Genomic DNA, 21911 nt, shown 5'->3' with positions numbered 1-21911 from the left:
GAAGAGGCAACTAAACAGCGTGTAAGGCGTTCAAAAGGGGAGTCGCACAGTGGCACGGAAGCTGGCCGTCATCGGCGCCGGTCTGATGGGTTCCGGTATCGCCCAGGTCGCCGCGCAGGCGGGCTGGGAGGTGGTCCTCCGGGACGTCACCGACGAGGCGCTGAAGCGTGGCACCGACGGCATCAAGGCGTCGTACGACAAGTTCGTCAGCAAGGGCAGGCTGGAGGCGCACGACGCCGACGCCGCCCTCGGCCGGATCACCGCGACCACCGATCTGGACGCCGCCGCGGACGCCGACCTCGTCGTCGAGGCCGTCTTCGAGAAGCTGGAGGTCAAGCACGAGATCTTCCGCGCGCTCGACAAGATCGTGCGCCCGGATGCCGTGCTGGCGTCCAACACCTCCGCCATCCCGATCACCAAGATCGCGGCGGCCACCGAGCACCCCGAGCGGGTGGTCGGCGTGCACTTCTTCTCGCCGGTGCCGATGATGCAGCTCGTCGAACTGGTCCGCGGGTACAAGACGAGCGACGAAACCCTCGCCACCGCGCGGGAGTTCGCCGAGTCCGTCGGTAAGACCTGCGTCGTCGTCAACCGTGATGTCGCCGGCTTCGTGACGACCCGTCTCATCTCGGCGCTCGTCGTCGAGGCGACCAAGCTCTACGAGTCGGGCGTGGCGAGCGCCGAGGACATCGACCTCGCCTGCAAGCTGGGCTTCGGCCACGCCATGGGTCCGCTGGCCACGGCCGACCTGACCGGCGTCGACATCCTGCTGCACGCCACCGGCAACATCTACACCGAGACGCAGGACGAGAAGTTCGCGCCGCCGGAGCTGATGCGCCGGATGGTTGACGCCGGTGACATCGGGCGCAAGAGCGGGCAGGGCTTCTACACGTACTGAAACACCCGTACGTACCGCCACTGAAACCGCACAGTCCCCAGAGGCATCACTCTCTGGGGTGAATTCGGTATCGGTTCGCTTACAGACGGCAACCTGTCCGCCGCTGAAGCAGTCAGACGTTGCACAGCCACCGTCACGGAGTACGAGGACACACCACCGCACTCACGGGGAGCGCATATGCACATCAGGGGCGACCACGCCGAGCTGGTCGTCGGGGGCCGCCTCGACGTCCGCAGCGCGGCGGACGCCCGTACGGTCCTGCACTCGGCCGTCGACGACGGAGTCGGCGATCTGGTGCTGGACCTGTCCGAGCTGGACTCCTGGGACGCCACCGGACTCGGCGTGATCATGGGTGTCCACCGACGGGCCGGCCGCTGCGGCCGGCGTCTGGTGCTGCGCGACGTACCGCCGCAGATGCAGCGCCTGCTGGTGGCCACCCGGCTGCACCGGATCCTGGCGATCGAGGGCGGCATCGGCGTGGAGTCACTGCCCCGCGTGTGACGCGCGGCGCGGGCGGACGGGCGGGGCGCGAAACACCGGGCGCGCGCAATCCTCACGAGACTGTGACGTCTCGGGCGGCGCGGTACCCCGGGCTGTCGGACATACTGTGCGAAGGTTTAGGGTTCGCCTGCCCGCCACCTTGATCCCTCGTGTGGGCACCGGACCAGAAGCGACAGCGTGGTGTGCGGCAAGGCCGGGAGGGGCTTGAAGAGCACACGAGCGCTTTTGGGGGGCTTGAAACCTATGGACCCGAACGACCGGGGACCCGAGGAGTACGGCCATGACGCCGACGGCAGCCCGCCGCGTCAGCGCCCGCCCAGGGAACCCCTCACCACCGACTTCGGACAGCCCGCACCCGCGCTCGCGCGCACGGTGCAGCTCGTCACCGGCGACTACCTGCTCACCGTCAATCCCGTGGACGGCAGCGAGATAGAGGCCTGCCCGCCCAGCGAACGCCCCGGACGGCCCGCCAAGCTCACGGCCGACGAGCGCGTCGAGACGGACCGCGCCGCCCGGCCGCCCGTCCCACCGGGACAGACCCGACCGGCCCTGCCTCTGCTGGAACGCCAGGACGACCGCGAGCGCCTGGTGCGGCTGCTCGCGCGCGGCCGCTCGGTGCTGCTGACCGGCCCCGCCGGCTCCGGCCGCACCAGCCTGCTCGACCTGGTCGCCGAGGACTGCGAGGACCTCGCCCCCGACGGCGTCGTCCGCCTCGACGGCTTCCACCGCACCGCCGACGACCTGCTCCACGACCTCTTCTACGCCGTCTACAACGCGCCCCTGTACCGGCCGGCCCCCGACGAGGTGCGCGCCCTGGTCCGGGAGATCGGCGCGGTCGTCGTCCTCGACGACCTCGAGTTCGGCGGCGCCGCGCTCGACGACCTGCTGGACGCGACACCCGAGTGCGCCTTCCTGATCGCCGCGACGCCCGACGTACCGGCGCCCTCCGTCGACTCGTCCGTCGAGGAGGTCTTCCTGGCCGGCCTCGACCGCGCGGGCAGCGTGGAGATCCTGGAGCGCGCCGTCGGCCGGGTCCTCACCGAGGAGGAGGCCAACTGGGCCGGCGACGTCTGGTTCGAGTCCGAGGGCCTGCCGCTGCGCTTCGTCCAGGCCGGCGCCCTGCTGCGCCAGCGCGACCGGATCCGCAACGGCACCGGCGCGGTCGACGAGTTCGGCGTCTTCGCGGACGCCCTCCCGGTGGACGCGCCCTTCGAGACCGAGCCCGGCGACGAGGTGCCCCTGCCGTCCCTCGGCGAGGCCGCCGCGCCCGCCCCGCTGCTCGCGGCCCGGCTCAGCGCCTCGGCCCGCGCCACCCTGCGGTTCGCCGTCGCGCTCGGCGGCGAGGTGCCGCACCAGGCCCATCTGCCGGCGCTGGTCGGCGACACCCACGCGGACGCCGCCCTCGGTGAACTCGCGGGCTGCGGCCTGGTCACCCCGGTCGGCACCCGCTACCGGCTCGCCGCCGGAGTGGCCGCCCAGCTGGTGGCCGCCGGATACGGCGACGACGCCGAGACGCAGGCCCTGGCCGCCGCCCGGCACTACGCCTGGTGGGCCGGGCACCCCTCGGTCACCCCGGAACGGGTGTGCGCCGAGGCCGACGCCCTGCTCACCGCCCTGGACCTCCTGGTGCCGGGCACCACGGCGCCCGCCGAGGACGAGGAGAGCGTCACCGTCCAGCTGGCCCGCACGGCGGCGCCCGCGTTCGCCGCGGGGCTGCACTGGAGCGCCTGGGAGCGGGCCCTGCGGTCCGGTGTCCAGGCCGCCGGGCTGTCCGGCGAGGCGTCGGAACAGGCCTACTTCCACCACGAGTTGGGTATTCTCGCGCTCTGCGGCGGAGAGTTCGACCAGGCACGCGCCGAGTTGGAGGCCGCCGTCGGCCTGCGCGGCGCGGTCGCCGACAAGCGCGGCACCGTCGCAGGCCGCCGGGCCCTGGCCCTGGTCGCCGACCGGACCGGCACCACGCCGGGCTTCGGTTCGACCGCGGCCGAGGAGGTGCCGGACGCGCGCTCCGAGGAGTCGCAGTCGCCGCCCGGCGGTGTCCCCGCGGTCGTCCTGGCGCTGCCGCCGGGCGGCGACGGCACGACGCTGGTCACCCACCGCTCCGCGACCCCCGGCCCCTCCAGGGCCCGCCGCGGCGGCCTGCGGGGCCTGGCCCGGCGCAACCTCGTGGCGGCCGGCGCGGGCGCCCTGCTCGCGGCCGTGCTCGGCACGGTGGTGACGCTCGGCGCCACGTCCAACAACGACGCCGACAACCCGTCGAACCAGGTCGGCCCCGACCCGTCCGCGAGCCAGGGCCTCGAGGACGGCAGCCTGGGCGCCGACCTGCCGACGAGCGGCGACGGCAAGGGCGACACCGGTACGGCGACCAGCCGGCCGACCGACCCGGGCCCCGACGGCACCTTCGGCACGTCCGACGACCCGACACCGCCGTCGGACACGTCCAAGCCGTCCGACGACCCGAGCGGGACGCAGGGCGGTTCGTCGCACTCGCCGTCGCACTCGTCCTCGTCGAAGCCGCCGTCGAACACTCCCTCGACGACGCCGACGGATCCCGGTACGCCCACGGATCCCGGTACGCCGACCGATCCGGGCACGCCGACGGACCCGGGCACGCCCACCGGGACGCCGTCGACGACACCGACCGAGCCGACCACGACCGACACGGCCAGTGGCCCGGTCTCAAGTGCCCCCGCGGAGACCACCGGTTCGGCGTCCGCGCCGGAGTCCGGCACCGCGAGCGGTTCGGCCGACGTGATCTGAGGCAGACACGACGCATGAGGGCCGGGTCCGTTGTCCACGGACCCGGCCCTCACTGTCGTAGAAGTGGCTGTGTCTCGGTCGGAAGAGGTGGCGGAACAGGCCTCAGAACAGGCGGAGTTTGTCGTCCTCGATGCCGCGCAGGGCGTTGTAGTCCAGGACCGTGCAGCCGATGCCGCGGTCGGTGGCGAGGACGCGGGCCTGGGGCTTGATCTCCTGGGCCGCGAAGATGCCGCGGACCGGGGCGAGATGGGGATCGCGGTTCAACAGCTCGAGATAGCGCGTGAGTTGCTCCACGCCGTCGATCTCGCCGCGCCGCTTGATCTCGATCGCGACGGTCTGCCCCTCGGCGTCCCGGCACAGGATGTCGACCGGGCCGATGGCCGTCATGTACTCGCGGCGGATGAGCGTGTAGCCCTCGCCGAGGGTGTCGATGCGGTCGGCGAGCAGTTCCTGAAGGTGTGCTTCCACGCCGTCCTTGATCAGGCCCGGGTCCACGCCGAGTTCGTGCGAGGAATCGTGGAGGATCTCCTCCATCGTGATGATCAGCTTCTCGCCGGCCTTGTTGACGACCGTCCAGACGCCTTCCTCGTCGCCCGTGCCCTCCTTGAGGGTGCAGGGCGGCGACATCCAGTTCAGGGGCTTGTAGGCGCGGTCGTCCGCGTGGATGGAGACGCTGCCGTCCGCCTTCACCAGGATCAGGCGGGGTGCCGCGGGGAGGTGGGCGGTGAGCCGGCCCGCGTAGTCGACGGAGCAACGGGCAATGACGAGACGCATGGTCGGCAACGCTACTCGACGGGCAGTGGTCCACGCGATTCGCCCCGGAAGACCCGAGACAACCCCTGTTCATATATGGCCGATTGTGGGTCTAACGAGGTCTCCGCATGTACGCATTCGCCTGGTGCCGTCACGGTCGGTTGCTTACCGTAGTAAACGGGAGGTCGCGAAACGTGTACGCAGCGTGTTCGGTATCGCGAACTCCCTTACCTGTCCGGGAACCCCTGTGGACTACAGGGGTCTGAGAGGAGAACCCATGTCGCTCGACGTCTCACCGGCCCTACTCGAACAGGCCGAGCGAGGCGAGGTCGACGAAGCGGAATTCGTCGACTGCGTCCGGACCTCCCTGCCCTACGCGTGGGAGATGATCAGCTCCCTGGTGGCCCAGCTGAAGGTGGACGGCGGTAACTTCGCCGACAACCAGACGCCGCCGCCGGACGAGCAGGCACGCGGTCAGCTGCTGCGTGCGCTCGCGAGTGACGCGATACGCGGCGCGCTGCAACGCCACTTCGGTGTACGGCTGGCCTTCCAGAACTGCCACCGGGTGGCGGTGTTCCCGCTGGACGCCTCGGTCGACGAGACGCTGGCCCGCTTCACCTCGGTGCGCAGTCAGTTGCTCAACCAGTCCCCGGAGTTCAGGGACTGCTGAGTCGCACCACCGACTTGCCGCTCCGTACGCGGGAGGTGCATTTCAGTACGGAGCGGCAAGTTCCACGCCGGGCGGGGCAGTTGGGATCCGTCCACGGTCAGTCGAGCTGCGGGAGCACTTCGGTGCCCAGCCGCCGTACGTTCTCCTCGGTGGCCGCCAGATCGCCCGAGCCCTCGACGAGCAGGGCGAAGCGGGTGATGCCGGTCCGCTCGCTGGTCGCCGCGAGCCGGTCGGCGCACAGCCGGGGCGTGCCCACCGGATGCAGTCCGCAGAGCAACTCCGTGTAGGCCAGCGGGTCGCGCATCTGCCGGGCCCGGCCGTCCACCGTGACATGGGCGTCGAGCCCCTGCTTCAGCCAGCCCGGCATCGCCTTGGTGAGCGCCTCCACCGCGTCCGTGCGCCGGTCCGCGATCTGGCAGACGCCGGCCGAGACATGGGCCGCGCCGAGGATCTCGTCGGCGGGACGGTCGGCCGCGCGCGCGTACTGCCGCCACAGGGCGATCATCTCGGCCTTCTCCTCGTCCCCGACATGCATCCCGAGCAGCATCGGCAGCCCGCGCTCGGCGGCCAGCCGCACACTCGCCGGGGACGTGCACGCCACGACGACCTCGGGTCCCGCCGCCTCCGACAGGGACTCCGAGGGCCGCGGCACGACCGGCACCTCACGGAAGGCGAACCGCCCGCCGGGGCCCGCCACCGAGGGCTCGCGCAGCCAGCGCAGCAGCAGATCGAGTGACTCCGGGAACCCCTGCTCGTACGCGGCCAGACCCGTGCCGAACACCTCCAGGTCGACCCACGGCCCGCCGCGCCCCACGCCCAGCGAGAAGCGTCCGCCGGAGGTGACGTGCAGCAGCGCGGCCTGCTCGCCGAGGGCCACGGGGTGGACGGTGGGCAGCACGCTGACCGCCGTACCGACGCGGATGCGGCTGGTGCGGCCGAGCAGCAGCGCGGCCAGGGTGATCGCCGACGGGCAGGTGCCGTACGGCACGAAGTGGTGCTCGGCCAGCCAGACCGAGTCGAGCCCGACCTCTTCCGCGATCTCCGCCGAGCGGACCGCGCGGTGCAGGGCCTCCCCCTGGCCCTGCCCCGGGAACTGGGCCGCCAACACGAAACTTCCTACGTGCATCGCTCTTTCCTGCTTCCTTGGCTCCGACATGGAGCTCCCCCACCGGGCATAACCGGACGACACGTGCCGAGGACACGGCCTGGCGAAGAGATTTGCGGATTGTCTGCAGAATGCGTCACGGCGAGGGGGACTTGAGATGATTGGTGCCCTACGCGTACCCCTGCTCGCGCCCCGTAGGCTGGAGCGGACACATGCTTCCTGTATAGCCCCGTGAGGTGTTCCGTGTCCCCGCGTCGCAACCGACCCAAGGGATCCGATCCGTCGAATTCGTCCGGCGGCGGCGCCGACGACGAGCGGTCAGGCCGGTACGGCGGCTGGCAGTCGACGGAGACCTGGCAGGGCGAGGAGTGGAGCGTGCGCCATGTCGCGGGCGCGAGCGCCCAGGGGAAGACGTACCGCTGTCCCGGCTGCGACCAGCTGATCCCCTCCGGCGTCCCGCACGTGGTGGCCTGGCCGGAGCACTCGGGCGTGGACGACCGCCGCCACTGGCACAAGGCGTGCTGGAACGCGAAGGACCGCCGCACCACACGGGTGCAGCGGTCCAGGAACAGCCCGAAGTTCTAGGCCCGTCGCGCGGCCGCCGGGCCTCTTCTACGGCTCAGACGTCCCGCTTCTGGAGCAGCGCGACCGCGCCCGCGAAGGCCACGGCCGTCACGCCCACCGCGATCCACAGCGGCTCCCAGCCCGAGGGCCCGGAGTCGCTGAGGGCGTCGGTGTAGAAGACGCTGAGCTGGTTCGGGATCGAGTAGTCGAACAGCGCCTGGCGCAGGCCCTCCAGGGCCGAGGAGAACATGAACAGCGCGATCACCAGCGGGGCCAGCACCAGGCCGATCATGATGGTGATCGCGCCCGCGGAGTGCCGGATGATCGAGCCGATGATCAGCGAGAGCAGGCCGAGCAGCGCGATGTAGAGCGAGATGCCGAGGGTGCCCTTCAGCCACTCCGTGCTGCTCGGGGTCCGGGCGCCGTCCAGCAGGGCCACGTCCGCCAGCGCGACCAGCAGCACGGACACGAACGTGACGCTGAAGGCCACGACGAAGAAGACGATCGCCTTCGCCGCGAGCACCCGGCCCCGGGTCGGGCACGCGGTCATCGTGGTCCGGATCATGCCCGTGCCGTACTCCGAGGCCGTGGTCAGCACGCCGAGCGTGATGATGCACATGGTGCCGAGCAGCAGCCCGAAGACCCCGAACGACAGCGGGTTCTCGCCGGACAGGTCCGCGTCGCCCGAGTTGGCGGCGACCAACGTGGCCACCAGCATCCCGATGCCGACGACGAGCAGCACGAACACACCGAGCGTCCACATCGTGGAGCGCACCGACCGGATCTTGGTCCACTCCGAGGCGATCGCGTTCCCGAGGTGCGTAGGCGTCACGGGGATCGGCGAGGTGTAGCTGGGATACGGCGAACCGGGCACCGCCTGCCACTCGGCTCCGGCGACCTGCGGCATCGGGGTCTGGGGCGTGCTCATCGGGCGTCCTCGGGCTTGGTCAGGTCGGCGGGCTGCTGCGCGGGCTGAGCGGACGCGGCGACGGGAGCCGGCGGGGCGGGCGTGGCGGTGGGTGCCGTGCCTGGCGTGGCCGACCGTGGGTCGGCGGACGTCGTCGGGACGGCCGCGGGCTGCGCGGGCGTGGCGGACGGGGCCGAGGCGGGCGCCTGGGGCGCCTGCGGCGCCTGCTGGGCGTACGGGTTGGGTGCGTCCGCGGCGGGGGCGCCCGGGGCGCCGTACGCGCCCGCCGGCGGCTGCCCGGCGCCGTACGGGCCCGGTTGTCCCGGCTGCATCGCGAACGGCTGGCCGCCCTGCTGCGGCGACGGCGGGGCGTACCAGTCCGGCTGGCCCTGTCCCGGCACCGGCATCGGCGGTTGCGCGCCGGGCGGCAGCGGCTGCATCAGGCCCGCCTTCTGGTCGACCGTCGAGCGGTAGTCGACCGCGCCCTGCGTCATCCGCATGTACGCCTCCTCCAGCGAGGCCTGGTGCGGCGAGAGCTCCCACAGGCGTACGTCTGTGTCGTGCGCGATGTCGCTGATGCTCGGCAGCGGCAGCCCGGTCACCCTCAGCGCGCCGTCGTGCTCGGACATCACGTGCCCGCCCGCCTCGGTCAGCGCGGAGGTCAGCTTCTCGCGCAGCTGCGGCTCGGTGTCAGGGGTGCGCACGCGCGCGAAGCCGGCGGAGTTCGCCGCGATGAAGTCCCGGACGCCCATGTCGGCCAGTAGCTGACCGCGTCCGATCACGATGAGGTGGTCGGCGGTCAGCGCCATCTCGCTCATCAGGTGCGAGGAGACGAAGACCGTACGGCCCTCCGCCGCGAGCGCCTTCATCAGGTTGCGCACCCACAGGATGCCCTCGGGGTCGAGGCCGTTGACCGGCTCGTCGAAGAGCAGCACCTGGGGGTCGCCGAGGAGCGCGGCGGCGATGCCGAGCCGCTGTCCCATACCGAGCGAGAAGCCCTTGGAGCGCCGCCTGGCCACCTCGTGCAGACCGACCACGCCGAGCACCTCGTCGACCCGGCGGGCCGGGATGCCCGACAACTGGGCCAGGCAGAGCAGGTGGTTGCGGGCGGACCGGCCGCCGTGCACGGCCTTGGCGTCGAGCAGGGCGCCCACCTGGCGGGGCGCGTTGGGCAGGTTGCGGTAGGGGTGGCCGCCGATCGTCACCTGACCCGCGGTGGGGTTGTCGAGGCCCAGGATCATGCGCATGGTCGTCGACTTGCCCGAGCCGTTGGGCCCCAGGAACCCGGTGACGGCGCCGGGCCGCACCTGGAAGGAGAGGTTGTACACAGCGGTCTTGTCGCCGTAGCGCTTGGTCAGGCCGACTGCCTCGATCATGCTCCGCACCCATCGAAAGGTTCAGGACAGCGGGGCACACGCCCCCCGTAAGGGTTAGGAGGATACCGAGGCGCTGACGGTTCCGCTCAAGGGCAAGTAAAAGGTTGCCGTCCGCCTCCGATACTAGGCGTCACGCCTCTTCAGCAGCACGTAGGCGCCGATGATCGACGCGAGCACCCACAGGGCCATGATTCCGAGGCCGCCCCAGGGGCCGTACGGGGTGTCGTCGTCGATCGGGGTGACCACCTGCATGATCTTGCTGCCGGCCTGGTCGGGCAGGAACTGGCCGATCTTCTTCGTCGCCGAGACGTTCCCCAGGATGTTGGAGATCAGGAAGAAGAACGGCATCAGGATGCCCAGCGAGAGCATCGGCGAGCGCAGCATCGTGGCCACGCCCATCGAGAACAGCGCGATCAGGGTCATGTACAGCCCGCCGCCGATCACCGCCCGCAGCACGCCCGAGTCGCCGATGGACGCCTTGTGCGAGCCGAGCATCGCCTGTCCGAGGAAGAAGGTGACGAAGCTGGTGACCAGGCCCACGACCAGGACGAGAGCGGACGCGACGGCGATCTTGCTGAAGAGGAAGGTGGCGCGCTGCGGTACGGCGGCCAGCGAGGTGCGGATCATGCCGGTGCTGTACTCGTTCGAGACGACCAGCACGCCGAACACGATCATCGCGAGCTGGCCGAGGCTCATGCCGGCGAAGCTGATGAACGTCGGGTCGAAGGAGAGCTTGTCGTTCCGGCTCAGGTTGTCGAAGTCGTTCGCCGACAGCGCGGAGATCAGCATGCCGAGACCGATGGTGACGACCACGGCGAGGGAGAGCGTCCACACCGTCGAGGCCACCGACCTGATCTTGGTCCACTCGGACCGTACGACCTGGGTCGCCGCCATGGTCAGCTCCTCTTCCAGTCGTCGCCCCACGGCTGCCGCGGGGTCGCCGGGGTTTCCGGTGTCGCGGCGGAGGGGTCGTCGGAGTGCGCGTGGTACTCGACCGACTCCGCGGTCAGCTGCATGAACGCCTCCTCCAGGGAGGCCTGTTGGGGGCTCAGCTCGTGCAGCACGATCTGGTGCTGCGCGGCCAGCTCGCCGATCCGCTCGGCCTTGCCGCCGTCCACCTCCAGCGTGCCGCTGCCGGACTCGACGACGGTGACGCCGGCCTCGTGCAGCACGTCGAGCAGCCGCTCGCGCTGCGGGGAGCGGACCCGGACGAAGGAACGGGAGTTCTGCTGGATGAAGTCCGCCATGGAGGTGTCCGCGAGCAGCCGGCCCTGTCCGATCACGACCAGGTGATCGGCCGTCAGCGCCATCTCGCTCATGAGGTGGCTGGAGACGAACACCGTCCGCCCTTGCCCCGCAAGGGACTTCATCAGGTTGCGGATCCAGTGGATGCCCTCGGGGTCGAGCCCGTTGACCGGCTCGTCGAACATCAGGATCCGCGGATCCCCGAGCAGCGCCCCCGCGATCCCGAGCCGCTGTCCCATGCCCAGCGAGAACCCCTTGGCCTTTTTCTTGGCCACCGAGGTGAGCCCCACGGTGTCCAGCACCTCGGAGACCCGGCTCTTGGGGATGCCGTTGCTCTGCGCGAGGCAGAGCAGGTGGTTGAACGCGCTGCGCCCGCCGTGCATGGCCTTCGCGTCGAGCAGCGCGCCGATGTACTTGAGCGGGTCCTTGAGATGGTCGTAGTGCTCGCCGTCGATACGGACGTCACCCGCCGTCGGCCGGTCGAGCCCGAGCATCATGCGCATCGTCGTCGACTTGCCGGCGCCGTTCGGCCCGAGGAAACCGGTCACGATTCCTGGTCTCACCGCGAAGGTGAGGTTGTCGACCGCCACTTTCTCGCCGTACCGCTTGGTCAGCCCCTCGAGCTCGATCATGCGGCCACGCTAAAGGGACGGTTCGGCCGATGCCACCCGGACGGGCAAACAAAGTCCGACGGCACAGGCAACAACCGTGAACACGGTCGTCCACGCGAAGGTGTGCGGGAACGCGGTCGCTCCCGTGCCACGGGTCAGGAGCGCCGCGAGGACGGCCGTGCCGAAGGAACCGCCGAGTTGCTGAAGGACGCGGATCGTCGTGCCGGCGTCGGGGATCCGGCGGGGTTCCAGGCCCTCGTACGCGCCGACCATCACGGCCATGTTGGCGGCGCTCATGCCCAGGCCCCGGACGACCAGGGCGGCGGGGAGCAGGGCGGGGGCGGGGTGCCGGAAGGCGAAGGGGAGGGTGCCGAGGGCGGTCAGGAGCAGGCCGGCCACGACGACCGGGCGCGGGCCGACCCGGTCGGTGAGCGGGCCGGTGACGCGGGCCAGCAGACTGCCCAGGCCCTGCGGTGCCAGCAGCAGACCGGCCGCGATCACGCTCTCGCCGCGGGACTGCTGGTAGTAGAGGGGGAGCAGGAACATCCCGCCGAAGAGCGTCAGGCCGTTCAGGAACATCAGCGCCGAGGAGACGGCGAAGGCGCGGTCGCGGAACAGCCGGACGTCGACGAGCGGTGCCTTGGAGCGCAGGGCGTGGACCACGAAGCCGGCGACGAGGACCGCGCCCACCGGGAGCCCTACCGCGCGGGCGAGGCCGTTCTCGGAGAGGCCGTAGATCAGGGTCGCCAGCCCGGGGGAGAGGAGCAGCAGGCCCAGGACGTCGATACGCGGCGCCGGGCCCGGTTCGTCCTCGGGGACCCCGCGCCAGGCGAGGGCCAGGGCGACGAGGCAGATCGGCAGATTGACGTAGAAGATCCAGCGCCAGCTGAGGTGGCCGACGATCAGGCCGCCGAGGACCGGGCCGAGGATCGGTACGACCACGACGGGCAGGGTGATCAGGGCCATCAGGCGGCCGAGGTTGCGGCCGCCCGAGGCCCGGACGACCAGGGTCTGCAGGACCGGGAGGAGCAGTCCGCCGCCGATGCCCTGGACCACCCGGAAGACGATGAGCGCGCCGACGTTCCAGGCCAGTCCGCACAGCGCCGACCCGGCCAGGAACAGCAGCAGCGCGCCGAGCCAGACGCGCCGGGCGCCGAACCGCTCCACCGCCCAGCCGGAGACCGGCACGACCGTGGCCAGCGCCAGCAGATAGCCGGTGCTCACCCACTGCACGGTCGCCGTGGTGGTGTGCAGTTCGCGGCCGAGGGTGTCGATGGCGATGGACACGATCGTGCTGTCCAGCAGGGCCGCGAGGGCGCCGAGCACGAGGATCCCGGCGAGCCGGAGGACGGCGGGATCGAGGCGTTCGGGGGCGGGGCGGGGCGCGGTGGTGGCGGGCACGGCGGGCTCCTCGGGCACGGGTCGCTCTTTTAGAGACGGTGCGTCTCTAATCGACCGTAGGTTAGTCTCGTAGGAGACGCAAGGTCTCTTAAGGTGCGGGGTTTCTCAGGACGCACGATCGCTCGGGACACGAGGTCCCTCGAAGGGATGGCCGATGACCGCCGACAGCGGGAGCACCACGCGGCGCCGGGGCGCGGCCCTGGAGGCCGACATCCTGGACGCCGTCTGGGCGGAGCTGGCGGCCGTCGGCTACGCCGGGCTCACCATGGAGGGCGTCGCCGCCCGGGCCCGGACCGGCAAGCAGGTCCTCTACCGGCGCTGGCCCAACCGCGCCCAGCTGGTCAAGGCGGCCCTGCCGCACCGCTTCGGGACGATCACGGACCACGTCCCGGACACCGGCGAGCTGCGCGCGGACGTCCTGACCGTCCTGCGGCTGATGGCGGAACGGCAACGGGACATGGGGACGGACGTCGTGGTCGGACTCCTGGGCGAGGCGCCCGATCTGGACCCCGCGACCTTCGGGATCATGCCGGACATCATGCGCACCCTGCTGGAGCGGGCCGCCGAGCGCGGCGAGATCGCCACCGCCGACCTGCCCGCCCGGGTCGTCTCGGTGCCGGCCGCCCTGCTGCGCTACGAGATGCTGCTCAGCCGGACCCCGATCGAGGACCACGTCCTCGTCGGGATCGTCGACGACGTCTTCCTGCCCCTGACCGGACGGCCGGACACGCCAGAGGCCCGTACCTCCGGGGGAGACGGTACGGGCCTCTGATCGCGCTGTTCGTCAGCGAAGCCGGTGCTTACCGGGACTGCTGGGCCGGAACCCCACGGGAGATGGGCTCGTCCTCGACCGGCGAACCGGCAGCGGCCACCGCGGCACCCGTGAGCGTCGCGAGCATCTCGCGGACGTTCGTCAGCTGGGCGTTGATGCTGTCGCGGCGGTTGGTGAGGGCGGCCAGCTCGCGCTCGGACTCCGAACGGATCCGGTCGGCCTTGGCGTTCGCGTCGGCGACGATGTCCTCGGCCTGGCGCTGAGCCGTCTCCACCGTCTGGCGGGCACGACGCTCGGCGTCCGTGCGCAGCTTCTCCGCCTCGAGCCGGAGCTGCTCCGCGCGGTGCTCGATCTCCGCGAGACGCTTCTCGGCCTTCTGCTGACGGGACGCCAGGTCGCGCTCCGACTGCTCGCGGCGCTTGGCGAGGTTCGTCTCGAAGTCCGCGGCGGCCTGGGCGGCCTTGGCGCGGGTCTCCTCGAAGAGAGCGTCGGCCTCCTCACGCTTCTGCTGTGCGTCCTTCTGGGCCTCGCCGCGCAGCTGGGCGGAGTCGCTCTTCGCCTTCTCGACGATCCGGACGCCCTCGTCCTCGGCCTTCGCCTTGCGCTCCGCAGCGAACGATTCTGCGTCGTTGCGGACCTGCTGAGCAGCGGACTCCGCGAGTTCGCGGTGCTGCTCGGCCGCGCGCCGGGCCTCCTCGCGCAGATCCTTGGCCTCTTCCTCGGCGAGGCGAAGGATCTTCTCGACCCGCGCGCCGAGACCGGCGTACGACGGCTCCGCGTCGCTTACCTGGGCCGCGGCGTTCTGCGTTTCGAGATGGAGCTCCTCGATGCGCTTTTCCAGGGCGGTGATACGGGCGAGAGCGCTGTCACGGTCGGAGACGAGCTTGGAGATCCGTTCGTCCACCTGAGCGCGGTCGTACCCACGCCGCACTAGCTCGAAGCCGTAGGGGGAAGTGTCGCTCATGGGGTTCCTGTCAAATGAGACCGGTGAGGTGATAGGGGGAATCCTAGGGGCCGAAGCGGTGTGTCATCGAGCGGATACGTGTTTGATCTGGAGAATGACACCCCTTTTGAGTGGCTAACCTGTGGACGACTTGCCAAAGATCCGGCCAAAGGCCCCAGAAGGTACCTGAACCGAACTCGCTTGCCGGGCTAGCCGTCTGACGACTTGCCACTCGATCGAGGGGCCCCCACCGTAGCGCCCGTCTTGACTCCGCCGTCCTTGCCGGCCGACGGAGTCTCAAAAGACTCCAACGCTTCCAGGACGTCCTGGACACGGGAGATCTCGGCATTGATGTTCTCGCGCCGGCGCACAAGGATCTCCAGCTCGCGCTTTCCTTCCTCGACCGTGTGCTTGGCCTCGCGGATCGCCTCCGCCTTGAGCTCCTCCGCCTCCTTCACGAGGGCCGATTTCTTCTGCTCGGCCTCCTTCAGGAGCCCCTCGGCCTTCTTCACCGCGGCGATCCGGACCTTGCCCGCCTCCGAGTTGGCCTCCGACACCAGCTCCTTGGCCTTCGCCTGCGCCTTGGCCAGCTGCTCCTCGGACGCCTTGATGAGCGCGTCGCAGCGGTCGCCCGTCGACCGCATCGTCTCCGCCGACTCGCGCCGGGCCCGCTCGTGCAACGACTCGATCTCGCCGGTGATCCGGTCGCGCAGCTCCTCCGCGCGCTCCCGGATCGAGGTGGCGTCCCGGCGGGCACCGACGAGCAGCTCGTCCGCGTCCGTACGGGCCTTCTCCACCAGCGAGTTGCCCTCGACCGTCGCCGTCGACACCAGCCGGTCGGCCTCCGTGCGGGCCGCGCCCACCATGGAGTCGGCCTGCCCCTCCGCGTCGGCGGTGGTCTGGTGCGCCTGCTGCTGGGCCTCGGTGAGCAGCTTGTCGGCCTCGGCCGTGGTCTCCGTGATGAGGGTGTCGACCTGCTCGGCGACGTCCGAGCGCCGTTTGTTGGCGTCCCTGCGGGCCTCGTCGAGGGTGCGCTCGGCCTCCTCGCGGGCCGCCGAGGTGACCCGCTCGGCCTCCTCGCGGGCGTTGGACTTGACGCGCTCGGACTCGGCGCGGGTCCGCTCGGCGTGCAGCTGGGCCGCCCCGACCGTGTCCGCGGCCTCGGCGCGCAGCCGCTCCGCGTCCCCGGTGGCGTCCGCGATGAGCCGCTCCGCCTTGGAGATGGCCTCGGACCGCACCCGGTCCGCCTCGGTGATCGTCTCGGTGGTGAGCCGCTCCGCCTCGTTGCGCGACTCGGTGATGAGGGTGTCCGCCTGGTTCGCCGCGTCCGAACGGATCCGGTTGGCGTCCTCGCGGGCGTCCGCCCTCGTCCGCGCGGCGGCCTGGTCGGCCTCCGCGATCGAGTCCGACGCCTCCGTACGCACCCGCTGGGCGTACTCCGAGGCCTCCGAGCGCAGCTGCTCCGCCTCCGCGATCGCCTCGCCGACCGTGTGCTCGGCCAGCGCCTTGGCCGCGTCCGTCTCGTTGCGTGCCTCGCGCCGGACCCGGTTGGCGTCCTCGGTGGCCCGCTCCCGCTCGGCGTAGGCGTCGGCGCGGACCCGGTCCGACTCCTCCTCCGCCTCGCGCCGGGTGCGGTCCGCCGCGTGCTCGGCGGCCGAACGCAGCCCGACGATCTCGTCCTGCGCCTGCTCGTGCAGCCCGGCCACGGAGTCCCGTACCTGCTGGGCGTGCTGCTCGGCGGCCGACACCATCTCGTTGGCGCGCCGGTCGGCCTCCTCGACCAGCCGGACCGCCTCGGCCTGCGCCTCCTCGACGCGGTTGCGCGCCGAGGCCAGCAGCTCCTCGCTCTGGTCGCGGGCCCGCTCGCGCTCCTGGTCGGCCTCGGTGTGCGCGGCGCCGAGCAGTTCCTCGGCCTCGCGGCGGCGCCGGTTGGCCTCCTCCTGCGCGGCGGCCAGCGTCTCGGACGCCTCCGTGCCAAGGCGCTCGGCGGCGGCCAGCGCCTCCGCCCGTACCCGGTCGGCGGTGTCCTGCGCCTCGGTCTTGAGCCGCTCGGCCTCCGCCGCCGCGTCCGACCGCAGGCGTACGGCGACGGCCTCGCCCTCGGCCCGGGACGCGGACGCGTCGCCGGCGGCCTCGTCGCGCAGCCGCTCGGCCTCCGCCTCCGCCTGCTGCTGCAGGGTGCGGATCCTTTCGGCGGCCTCGGTCCGCAGCCGCTCGGCCTCGTCGGCCGCCTCGCGGCGGATCCGGTTGGCCTCCTCGCGGGCGTCCGTCAGCGCCTGCTCGGCGGCGACGATCCGCTCCTCCGCCTCGGTGTGCAGCCGCGTCAGCTCGCCGGCCGCCTCCTGGCGCCGGGCCTCCACGCCCCGCTCGGTCTCCTCGCGCAACTCGCGCGAGGCCCGCTCGGCGTCGGCCTTGATGCCCTCGGCCTGCTCGGTGACCTCCTCGCGGTGCCGCTCCGCCTCCTGCCGGGTGCGCTGGAGGGTCTCCTCGGCCTGCCGGCGCAGCGTGGTGGCGCGCTCGATGGCCTCGGTGCGGACCTTCTCGCTGTCCGTCGTGGCCTTCTGACGCAGCTCGTCCGCGTCCTGCTTGGCCTTGGACAGCAGCTCCTCGGCGGTCTTGGCCGCCTCCTCGATCTGCTGGACGGCCTCCTTGCGGGCCGCCGCGCGGATCTTCTCGCCCTCCGCGACCGCGTCGGCGCGCAGCTGCTCGGCCTCGCCGCGCAGCCGGCGGGCCTCCTCCTGCAGCTCGACCGTCTTGGCGCGGTACTCCTTGGTGTCGTCCTTCGCCGTGCCCTTGAGCTGCTCGGCGATGTCGTGCGCCTCGGCGCGCAGCCGGTCCGCCTCGGCCTCGGCCTCCGCGCGGATGCGCTCGGCCTCCTCGATACCGGCCTTCGTGGTGTTCTTGGCCTCCTCGGAGGCCCGGTTGAGGACCTCCTCGGCGGTCTTGGCCGCCTTGCCCAGCTGGGAGGCGGTCTCCTCGGCGGTGAGGGTGCGGGCCCGCTCGTCGGCCTCGGCGATGATCTTCTCGGCCTCGGCGCGGGCGTCGGCGACCACCTGCTCGGCGTCCGCCTTGGTGGTCTCGGCCTCTTTCGTGGCCTCCGTGACCAGCCGGGCGACCTGCTCCTTCGCCGTACGCGTGCGCTGCTCGTTGGTCGACTCGGCGCTGGCGAGCGCCTTGGCGGCGGCCTCCTTGGCCTCCGTCAGGACCTTCTCGGCCTCCAGGCGCGCCTCGCGCAACGAGGCCTCGGCCTCGGCGATCCGGGACTCGGCGGCCCGGCTCAGCTCGGTCGCCTGACGGCGGGCGGAGTCCGACTCGTTCGCCGTCGAGCTGCGCAGCTGCTCGGCGTGGTCGGTGGCCTCCTGGGCCTGGGTGGAGGCCGCGTTCAGCAGGCGCTCGGCGTCCGTGCGGGCGCGGCGCAGCAGCTGCTCGGTCTCCGCGCGGGCCGCCTCGGCGTCCATCTCAAGGCGCTGCCGGGCCTCGGTGGCGACCCGCTCGGCCTCGGCGCGGGCGGCGGCCAGGGCCTGGTCGGCCTCGGCGCGCGACTCGTCGAGCAGTCGGCGGGCCTGGGACTCGGAGCGGGTGCGCAGGTTCTCGGCCCACGCCACGTTCTCGTTGACGTGCGACTCGACGGTCTGGCGGCGCTCCGACAGTTCCTGGTCCAGCTGCTGGCGACGGGTGACCGCCTCCTGGTGCAGCTCCGCCTGGAGCCGGGCCGCGTTCTCGGCGTGCTCCTGGAGGATGCGCTGGGTCTGCGCCCGGGCCTGGCTCAGCTCCCGCTCCGCGTCCTGACGCAGCTGGTCGGCCTGCATCTGGGCATTGCGGAGCATCTGCTCGGCCTGATAGCCGATGTCCCCGCCGTCGTATGCCGGCCGGGACATGAGGGTGCGGCGCGCCTCGTGCAGCTTGGCGCGCAGCACCTCGACCTGGTAGCCGAGGTCCTCGGCGTGCTGAATCGCCTTTTCCCGCTCGGTCTTCAGCCGCTCCATCTCGGCCTCGAACCGAGAGAGGTGGTCGACGTCAGCCGCCGGCTCTCGCTCCTGGCGTTCGTAGCCCCGCACTGCGCGGTCCCATCCGTCCCCTGGTCGCGTCTGTCTCCAAGAACTCCGTTCATCCGCCGAACGGGGCCCCCGGGGAATGGTGTCAGATCAACGGCGGAGCACGGGCTGCTGCCCGACGCTCGCCCCCCGAAACCCGGACCCCGGCTCCGTCCCGCCGACGACGGCAGGACCCGGCCGCCCACGTTCCGGCGACGACCGCCCCCAACCCTACCGGCCCTTATGTACGAGGGTCAGTGCTCAGGTGACTCAACAGGCGCCGAAGTGACCAGTTCTGTCAGTACACCGTGGCAATCCTTTGGATGCAGGAACGTGATTCGTGACCCCATGGAGCCGCGTCGCGGCTCTTCGTACAGAACCCGTACGCCCTTGTCGCGGATGTCCGTCGAGTCCGTGTCGACGTCCGCCGTACCGAAAGCGATGTGGTGGACGCCCTCGCCGTTCTTGTCGAGCCACTTGGCGACGGTCGAGTCCGGGCGGGTCGGCTCCAGGAGCTGCAGGTAGGAGGCGCCGCCGTCGGAGGTGTCGTTGATCTTGAGCATGGCCTCGCGGACGCCCTGCTCCTCGTTGACCTCGGAGTGGAACACTTCGAAGCCGTACGTGGCCCGGTAGAACTCGACGGTCCGGTCGAGGTCGAAGCAGGCGATCCCGATGTGGTCGATTCGCGTCAGCATGGAGTCAGTGCAGCGCGACCGCGGTGGTTACGCAACGTGCGCGCGATCACACCGACGGCCCGATGACGGGGTGCACTACCGCTCAGTACATTCGAAGTAAACCCTCGTTCACTTCTTCAGCTGTGCAGCTGGAAGGGGATCGCACCTCATGTCTGGAACGAACAGCACTACCTCCGTGATCGTCGCGGGGGCCCGCACCCCGATGGGACGATTGCTCGGCTCGCTCAAGTCCTTCTCCGGAGCCGACCTCGGCGGCTTCGCGATCAAGGCCGCCCTCGACCGTGCGGGTATCGGCGGCGACCAGGTGCAGTACGTGATCATGGGCCAGGTGCTCCAGGCCGGGGCAGGGCAGATCCCGGCACGCCAGGCCGCGGTCAAGGCGGGCATCCCGATGAGCGTCCCGGCGCTCACCGTCAACAAGGTGTGTCTGTCGGGCCTCGACGCGATCGCCCTCGCCGATCAGCTCATCCGTGCAGGTGAGTTCGAGATCGTCGTCGCGGGCGGCCAGGAGTCCATGACCAACGCGCCCCACCTGCTCCCCAAGTCCCGTGAGGGCTACAAGTACGGGGCGATCGAGATGCTCGACGCCATGGCGTACGACGGTCTCACCGACGCCTTCGAGAACATCGCCATGGGCGAGTCGACGGAGAAGCACAACACGCGGCTCGGCATCGCGCGCCCCGAGCAGGACGAGATCGCCGCCCAGTCCCACCAGCGGGCCGCCGCCGCGCAGAAGAACGGCGTCTTCGAGGCCGAGATCACCCCGGTGGAGATCCCGCAGCGCAAGGGCGACCCGGTGCTCTTCAGCAAGGACGAGGGCATCCGCGGCGACACGACCGTCGAGTCGCTCGGCAAGCTGCGTCCGGCGTTCACCAAGGACGGCACGATCACCGCGGGTTCCGCCTCGCAGATCTCGGACGGCGCGGCGGCCGTGGTCGTCATGAGCAAGACCAAGGCGCAGGAGCTGGGCCTGGAGTGGATCGCGGAGATCGGCGCCCACGGGAACGTGGCGGGGCCGGACAACTCCCTCCAGTCCCAGCCCTCCAACGCCATCCTGCACGCCCTGAAGAAGGAGGGCCTGGACGTCTCCGACCTCGACCTGATCGAGATCAACGAGGCGTTCGCGGCCGTCGCGGTCCAGTCGATGAAGGACCTCGGGGTGTCCCCGGAAAGGGTGAACGTCAACGGTGGTGCCATTGCCCTGGGCCACCCGATCGGCATGTCGGGCGCCCGGCTCGTCCTGCACCTGGCGCTCGAGCTCAAGCGGCGGGGCGGCGGGGTCGGCGCGGCGGCGCTGTGCGGTGGCGGCGGGCAGGGCGACGCGCTGATCGTCCGGGTGGCCAAGGCCTGAGTGGTACCTGTGGCGGTACTTCCAGCGCTACCTCTTTTGCGAACGGAGCTGTGATGCAGGACGTCTCCTCTCTGGTGGCCCAGGCCAGGGAAGGCCGGCCGCGGGCCGTGGCCCGGCTGATCTCCCTCGTGGAGGGGGCGTCCCCGCAGCTCAGGGAGGTCATGGCGGCCCTGGCACCGCTGACGGGAAACGCGTACGTGGTCGGTCTCACGGGATCGCCGGGCGTCGGCAAGTCCACGTCCACCGCGGCCCTGGTGACCGCGTACCGCAAGCAGGGCAAGCGGGTCGGCGTCCTGGCCGTCGACCCGTCCTCGCCCTTCTCCGGCGGCGCCCTCCTCGGCGACCGCGTCCGCATGTCGGACCACGCCTCCGACCCCGGCGTCTACATCCGCTCCATGGCCACGCGCGGCCACCTCGGCGGGCTCGCGTGGGCGGCCCCGCAGGCGATCCGCGTCCTGGACGCGGCGGGCTGCGACGTGGTCCTGGTGGAGACGGTCGGCGTAGGGCAGTCGGAGGTGGAGATCGCCTCCCAGGCGGACACGAGCGTGGTCCTGCTCGCCCCGGGCATGGGCGACGGCATCCAGGCCGCGAAGGCCGGAATCCTGGAGATCGGCGACGTCTACGTCGTCAACAAGGCCGACCGCGACGGCGCGGACGCGACCGCCCGCGAGCTCAACCACATGCTGGGCCTCGGGGAGTCCCGCGGTCCCGGCGACTGGCGTCCGCCGATCGTCAAGACGGTCGCCGCGCGGTCCGAGGGCATCGACGAGGTGGTCGAGGCGCTGGAGAAGCACCGGGCGTGGATGGAGGAGCGGGGGGTTCTCACGGAGCGCCGGCGCGGGCGCGCGGCTCGTGAGGTGGAGACCATCGCGGTCACGGCCTTGCGTGAACGCATCGAGGATCTGCACGGAGATCGTCGCCTTAGCGCTCTCGCGGAACGGATCGTTGCCGGGGAGTTGGATCCGTATCGGGCGGCGGACGAGTTGATTGCTGGGCTTACGCAAGGGTGACGTGGGTGTGGGGCGGGGCGCCTATTCGTCTGCCGGGTGCGGTTGTGTGGCGAGTGCGGGCTGTTCGTGGCTGGTCGCGCCCACGCGGCGGAGCCGCAAATCGATACAGTCCCGCGCCCCTGGAGTGGGTGATCTGCGCCGGCGTTGACGATGCCTGGTAAGAAATCGCTGGTCGGACCCCGACCCCCGCTGCTAGCTTGCCCCTCGTGTTCCTCCTCTTGGCATAGGGCCCGCCCCGGCCCGCGATCGGCGCGTAACGATGTCGCCGTCGCGGTCCCTCGGTGTCCCCTTCTTCGCCTCCAGTTGAGGAACCTT

Annotated in this window: 18 protein-coding genes; 8 read left to right on the top strand and 10 right to left on the bottom strand. The window is 71.3% G+C overall.

Annotation, left to right across the window (positions count from 1 at the left end; genetic code table 11):
* Positions 1–49: 49 nt before the first annotated feature.
* From ACWD5F_RS39070 to ACWD5F_RS39060, 3 genes are all read left to right on the top strand, one after another.
* On the top strand, positions 50–898 hold the full coding sequence (locus ACWD5F_RS39070; protein WP_401728835.1) for a 3-hydroxyacyl-CoA dehydrogenase family protein: 849 nt from the start codon (positions 50–52) through the stop codon (positions 896–898).
* A gap of 177 nt (positions 899–1075) precedes the next feature.
* A complete protein-coding gene (locus ACWD5F_RS39065; protein ID WP_123997713.1) occupies positions 1076–1399 on the top strand; it encodes an STAS domain-containing protein in 324 nt (107 codons plus the stop codon).
* A 243-nt stretch (positions 1400–1642) separates the two neighbouring features.
* Entirely contained in the window at positions 1643–4159 is a 2517-nt protein-coding gene (locus ACWD5F_RS39060) for an ATP-binding protein (RefSeq protein WP_451261014.1), read from the top strand.
* Positions 4160–4261: 102 nt separating this feature from the next.
* Here ACWD5F_RS39060 and nucS read toward each other — a convergent pair whose 3' ends face one another.
* Positions 4262–4933: an endonuclease NucS gene (gene nucS, locus ACWD5F_RS39055; RefSeq protein ID WP_401728833.1), complete on the bottom strand. Its 672-nt coding sequence runs from the start codon at positions 4931–4933 to the stop codon at positions 4262–4264.
* Between the two features lie 256 nt (positions 4934–5189).
* Here nucS and ACWD5F_RS39050 point away from each other — a divergent pair, with 256 nt between their 5' ends.
* On the top strand, positions 5190–5582 hold the full coding sequence (locus tag ACWD5F_RS39050; RefSeq protein ID WP_280880658.1) for an SCO5389 family protein: 393 nt from the start codon (positions 5190–5192) through the stop codon (positions 5580–5582).
* 97 nt (positions 5583–5679) lie between these two features.
* On the opposite strand, the gene ACWD5F_RS39045 is transcribed toward ACWD5F_RS39050, so the two are convergent.
* Positions 5680–6708: an LLM class flavin-dependent oxidoreductase gene (locus ACWD5F_RS39045; RefSeq protein ID WP_401728831.1), complete on the bottom strand. Its 1029-nt coding sequence runs from the start codon at positions 6706–6708 to the stop codon at positions 5680–5682.
* Between the two features lie 222 nt (positions 6709–6930).
* Here ACWD5F_RS39045 and ACWD5F_RS39040 point away from each other — a divergent pair, with 222 nt between their 5' ends.
* The gene (locus ACWD5F_RS39040) at positions 6931–7272 is read left to right on the top strand and encodes an ATP/GTP-binding protein (RefSeq protein ID WP_451261013.1); all 342 of its coding nucleotides are present in this window, start codon (positions 6931–6933) and stop codon (positions 7270–7272) included.
* A 34-nt stretch (positions 7273–7306) separates the two neighbouring features.
* On the opposite strand, the gene ACWD5F_RS39035 is transcribed toward ACWD5F_RS39040, so the two are convergent.
* The 5 genes from ACWD5F_RS39035 to ACWD5F_RS39015 form a co-directional block, all read right to left on the bottom strand.
* Positions 7307–8179, bottom strand: a complete 873-nt coding sequence (locus ACWD5F_RS39035) for an ABC transporter permease (protein ID WP_451261012.1) — start codon at positions 8177–8179, stop codon at positions 7307–7309.
* Positions 8176–9534, bottom strand: coding sequence for an ATP-binding cassette domain-containing protein (locus ACWD5F_RS39030; protein WP_451261011.1), 1359 nt, complete (start codon positions 9532–9534; stop codon positions 8176–8178). Before ACWD5F_RS39030 ends, ACWD5F_RS39035 begins: the two co-directional genes overlap by 4 nt.
* 123 nt (positions 9535–9657) lie before the next feature.
* Positions 9658–10428, bottom strand: a complete 771-nt coding sequence (locus ACWD5F_RS39025) for an ABC transporter permease (RefSeq protein ID WP_451261010.1) — start codon at positions 10426–10428, stop codon at positions 9658–9660.
* 2 nt (positions 10429–10430) lie between these two features.
* Entirely contained in the window at positions 10431–11411 is a 981-nt protein-coding gene (locus tag ACWD5F_RS39020; protein WP_451261009.1) for an ABC transporter ATP-binding protein, read from the bottom strand.
* A gap of 9 nt (positions 11412–11420) precedes the next feature.
* Positions 11421–12809 (bottom strand): MDR family MFS transporter, encoded by a 1389-nt coding sequence (locus ACWD5F_RS39015; protein ID WP_451261008.1) that lies wholly within the window; start codon positions 12807–12809, stop codon positions 11421–11423.
* 136 nt (positions 12810–12945) lie between these two features.
* Here ACWD5F_RS39015 and ACWD5F_RS39010 point away from each other — a divergent pair, with 136 nt between their 5' ends.
* Complete coding sequence (locus ACWD5F_RS39010) at positions 12946–13563, top strand: TetR/AcrR family transcriptional regulator (protein WP_451261007.1); 618 nt, start codon at positions 12946–12948, stop codon at positions 13561–13563.
* A gap of 28 nt (positions 13564–13591) precedes the next feature.
* Here ACWD5F_RS39010 and ACWD5F_RS39005 read toward each other — a convergent pair whose 3' ends face one another.
* From ACWD5F_RS39005 to mce, 3 genes are all read right to left on the bottom strand, one after another.
* Entirely contained in the window at positions 13592–14527 is a 936-nt protein-coding gene (locus ACWD5F_RS39005; RefSeq protein WP_401728820.1) for a coiled-coil domain-containing protein, read from the bottom strand.
* Positions 14528–14715: 188 nt separating this feature from the next.
* Positions 14716–18564, bottom strand: coding sequence for a polarized growth protein Scy (gene scy, locus ACWD5F_RS39000; RefSeq protein WP_451261006.1), 3849 nt, complete (start codon positions 18562–18564; stop codon positions 14716–14718).
* Between the two features lie 230 nt (positions 18565–18794).
* Complete coding sequence (gene mce, locus ACWD5F_RS38995; RefSeq protein ID WP_123997701.1) at positions 18795–19235, bottom strand: methylmalonyl-CoA epimerase; 441 nt, start codon at positions 19233–19235, stop codon at positions 18795–18797.
* 148 nt (positions 19236–19383) lie between these two features.
* On the opposite strand from mce, the gene ACWD5F_RS38990 reads away from it, so the two are divergent.
* On the top strand, positions 19384–20586 hold the full coding sequence (locus tag ACWD5F_RS38990; RefSeq protein WP_123997700.1) for an acetyl-CoA C-acetyltransferase: 1203 nt from the start codon (positions 19384–19386) through the stop codon (positions 20584–20586).
* Positions 20587–20639: 53 nt separating this feature from the next.
* Complete coding sequence (gene meaB / locus ACWD5F_RS38985; RefSeq protein ID WP_451261005.1) at positions 20640–21596, top strand: methylmalonyl Co-A mutase-associated GTPase MeaB; 957 nt, start codon at positions 20640–20642, stop codon at positions 21594–21596.
* Positions 21597–21911 lie beyond the last annotated feature (315 nt).

The sequence above is a fragment of the Streptomyces sp. NPDC002499 genome (assembly GCF_053595415.1).
The sequence above is the reverse complement of the archived record's forward strand: the minus strand, read 5'-3'. Positions and strand labels throughout refer to the sequence as shown.

Excerpts from the sequence above, each read along its gene's own strand:
- mce (WP_123997701.1), bottom strand. The coding sequence starts at position 19,235 with ATGCTGACGCGAATCGACCACATCGGGATCGCCTGCTTCGACCTCGAC.
- ACWD5F_RS39065 (WP_123997713.1), top strand. The coding sequence starts at position 1,076 with ATGCACATCAGGGGCGACCACGCCGAGCTGGTCGTCGGGGGCCGCCTC.
- ACWD5F_RS38990 (WP_123997700.1), top strand. The coding sequence starts at position 19,384 with ATGTCTGGAACGAACAGCACTACCTCCGTGATCGTCGCGGGGGCCCGC.
- ACWD5F_RS39020 (WP_451261009.1), bottom strand. The coding sequence starts at position 11,411 with ATGATCGAGCTCGAGGGGCTGACCAAGCGGTACGGCGAGAAAGTGGCG.
- ACWD5F_RS39025 (WP_451261010.1), bottom strand. The coding sequence starts at position 10,428 with ATGGCGGCGACCCAGGTCGTACGGTCCGAGTGGACCAAGATCAGGTCG.
- ACWD5F_RS39035 (WP_451261012.1), bottom strand. The coding sequence starts at position 8,179 with ATGAGCACGCCCCAGACCCCGATGCCGCAGGTCGCCGGAGCCGAGTGG.
- ACWD5F_RS39045 (WP_401728831.1), bottom strand. The coding sequence starts at position 6,708 with ATGCACGTAGGAAGTTTCGTGTTGGCGGCCCAGTTCCCGGGGCAGGGC.
- ACWD5F_RS39060 (WP_451261014.1), top strand. The coding sequence starts at position 1,643 with ATGGACCCGAACGACCGGGGACCCGAGGAGTACGGCCATGACGCCGAC.
- ACWD5F_RS39005 (WP_401728820.1), bottom strand. The coding sequence starts at position 14,527 with ATGAGCGACACTTCCCCCTACGGCTTCGAGCTAGTGCGGCGTGGGTAC.
- ACWD5F_RS39010 (WP_451261007.1), top strand. The coding sequence starts at position 12,946 with ATGACCGCCGACAGCGGGAGCACCACGCGGCGCCGGGGCGCGGCCCTG.
- ACWD5F_RS39030 (WP_451261011.1), bottom strand. The coding sequence starts at position 9,534 with ATGATCGAGGCAGTCGGCCTGACCAAGCGCTACGGCGACAAGACCGCT.
- nucS (WP_401728833.1), bottom strand. The coding sequence starts at position 4,933 with ATGCGTCTCGTCATTGCCCGTTGCTCCGTCGACTACGCGGGCCGGCTC.
- meaB (WP_451261005.1), top strand. The coding sequence starts at position 20,640 with ATGCAGGACGTCTCCTCTCTGGTGGCCCAGGCCAGGGAAGGCCGGCCG.
- ACWD5F_RS39050 (WP_280880658.1), top strand. The coding sequence starts at position 5,190 with ATGTCGCTCGACGTCTCACCGGCCCTACTCGAACAGGCCGAGCGAGGC.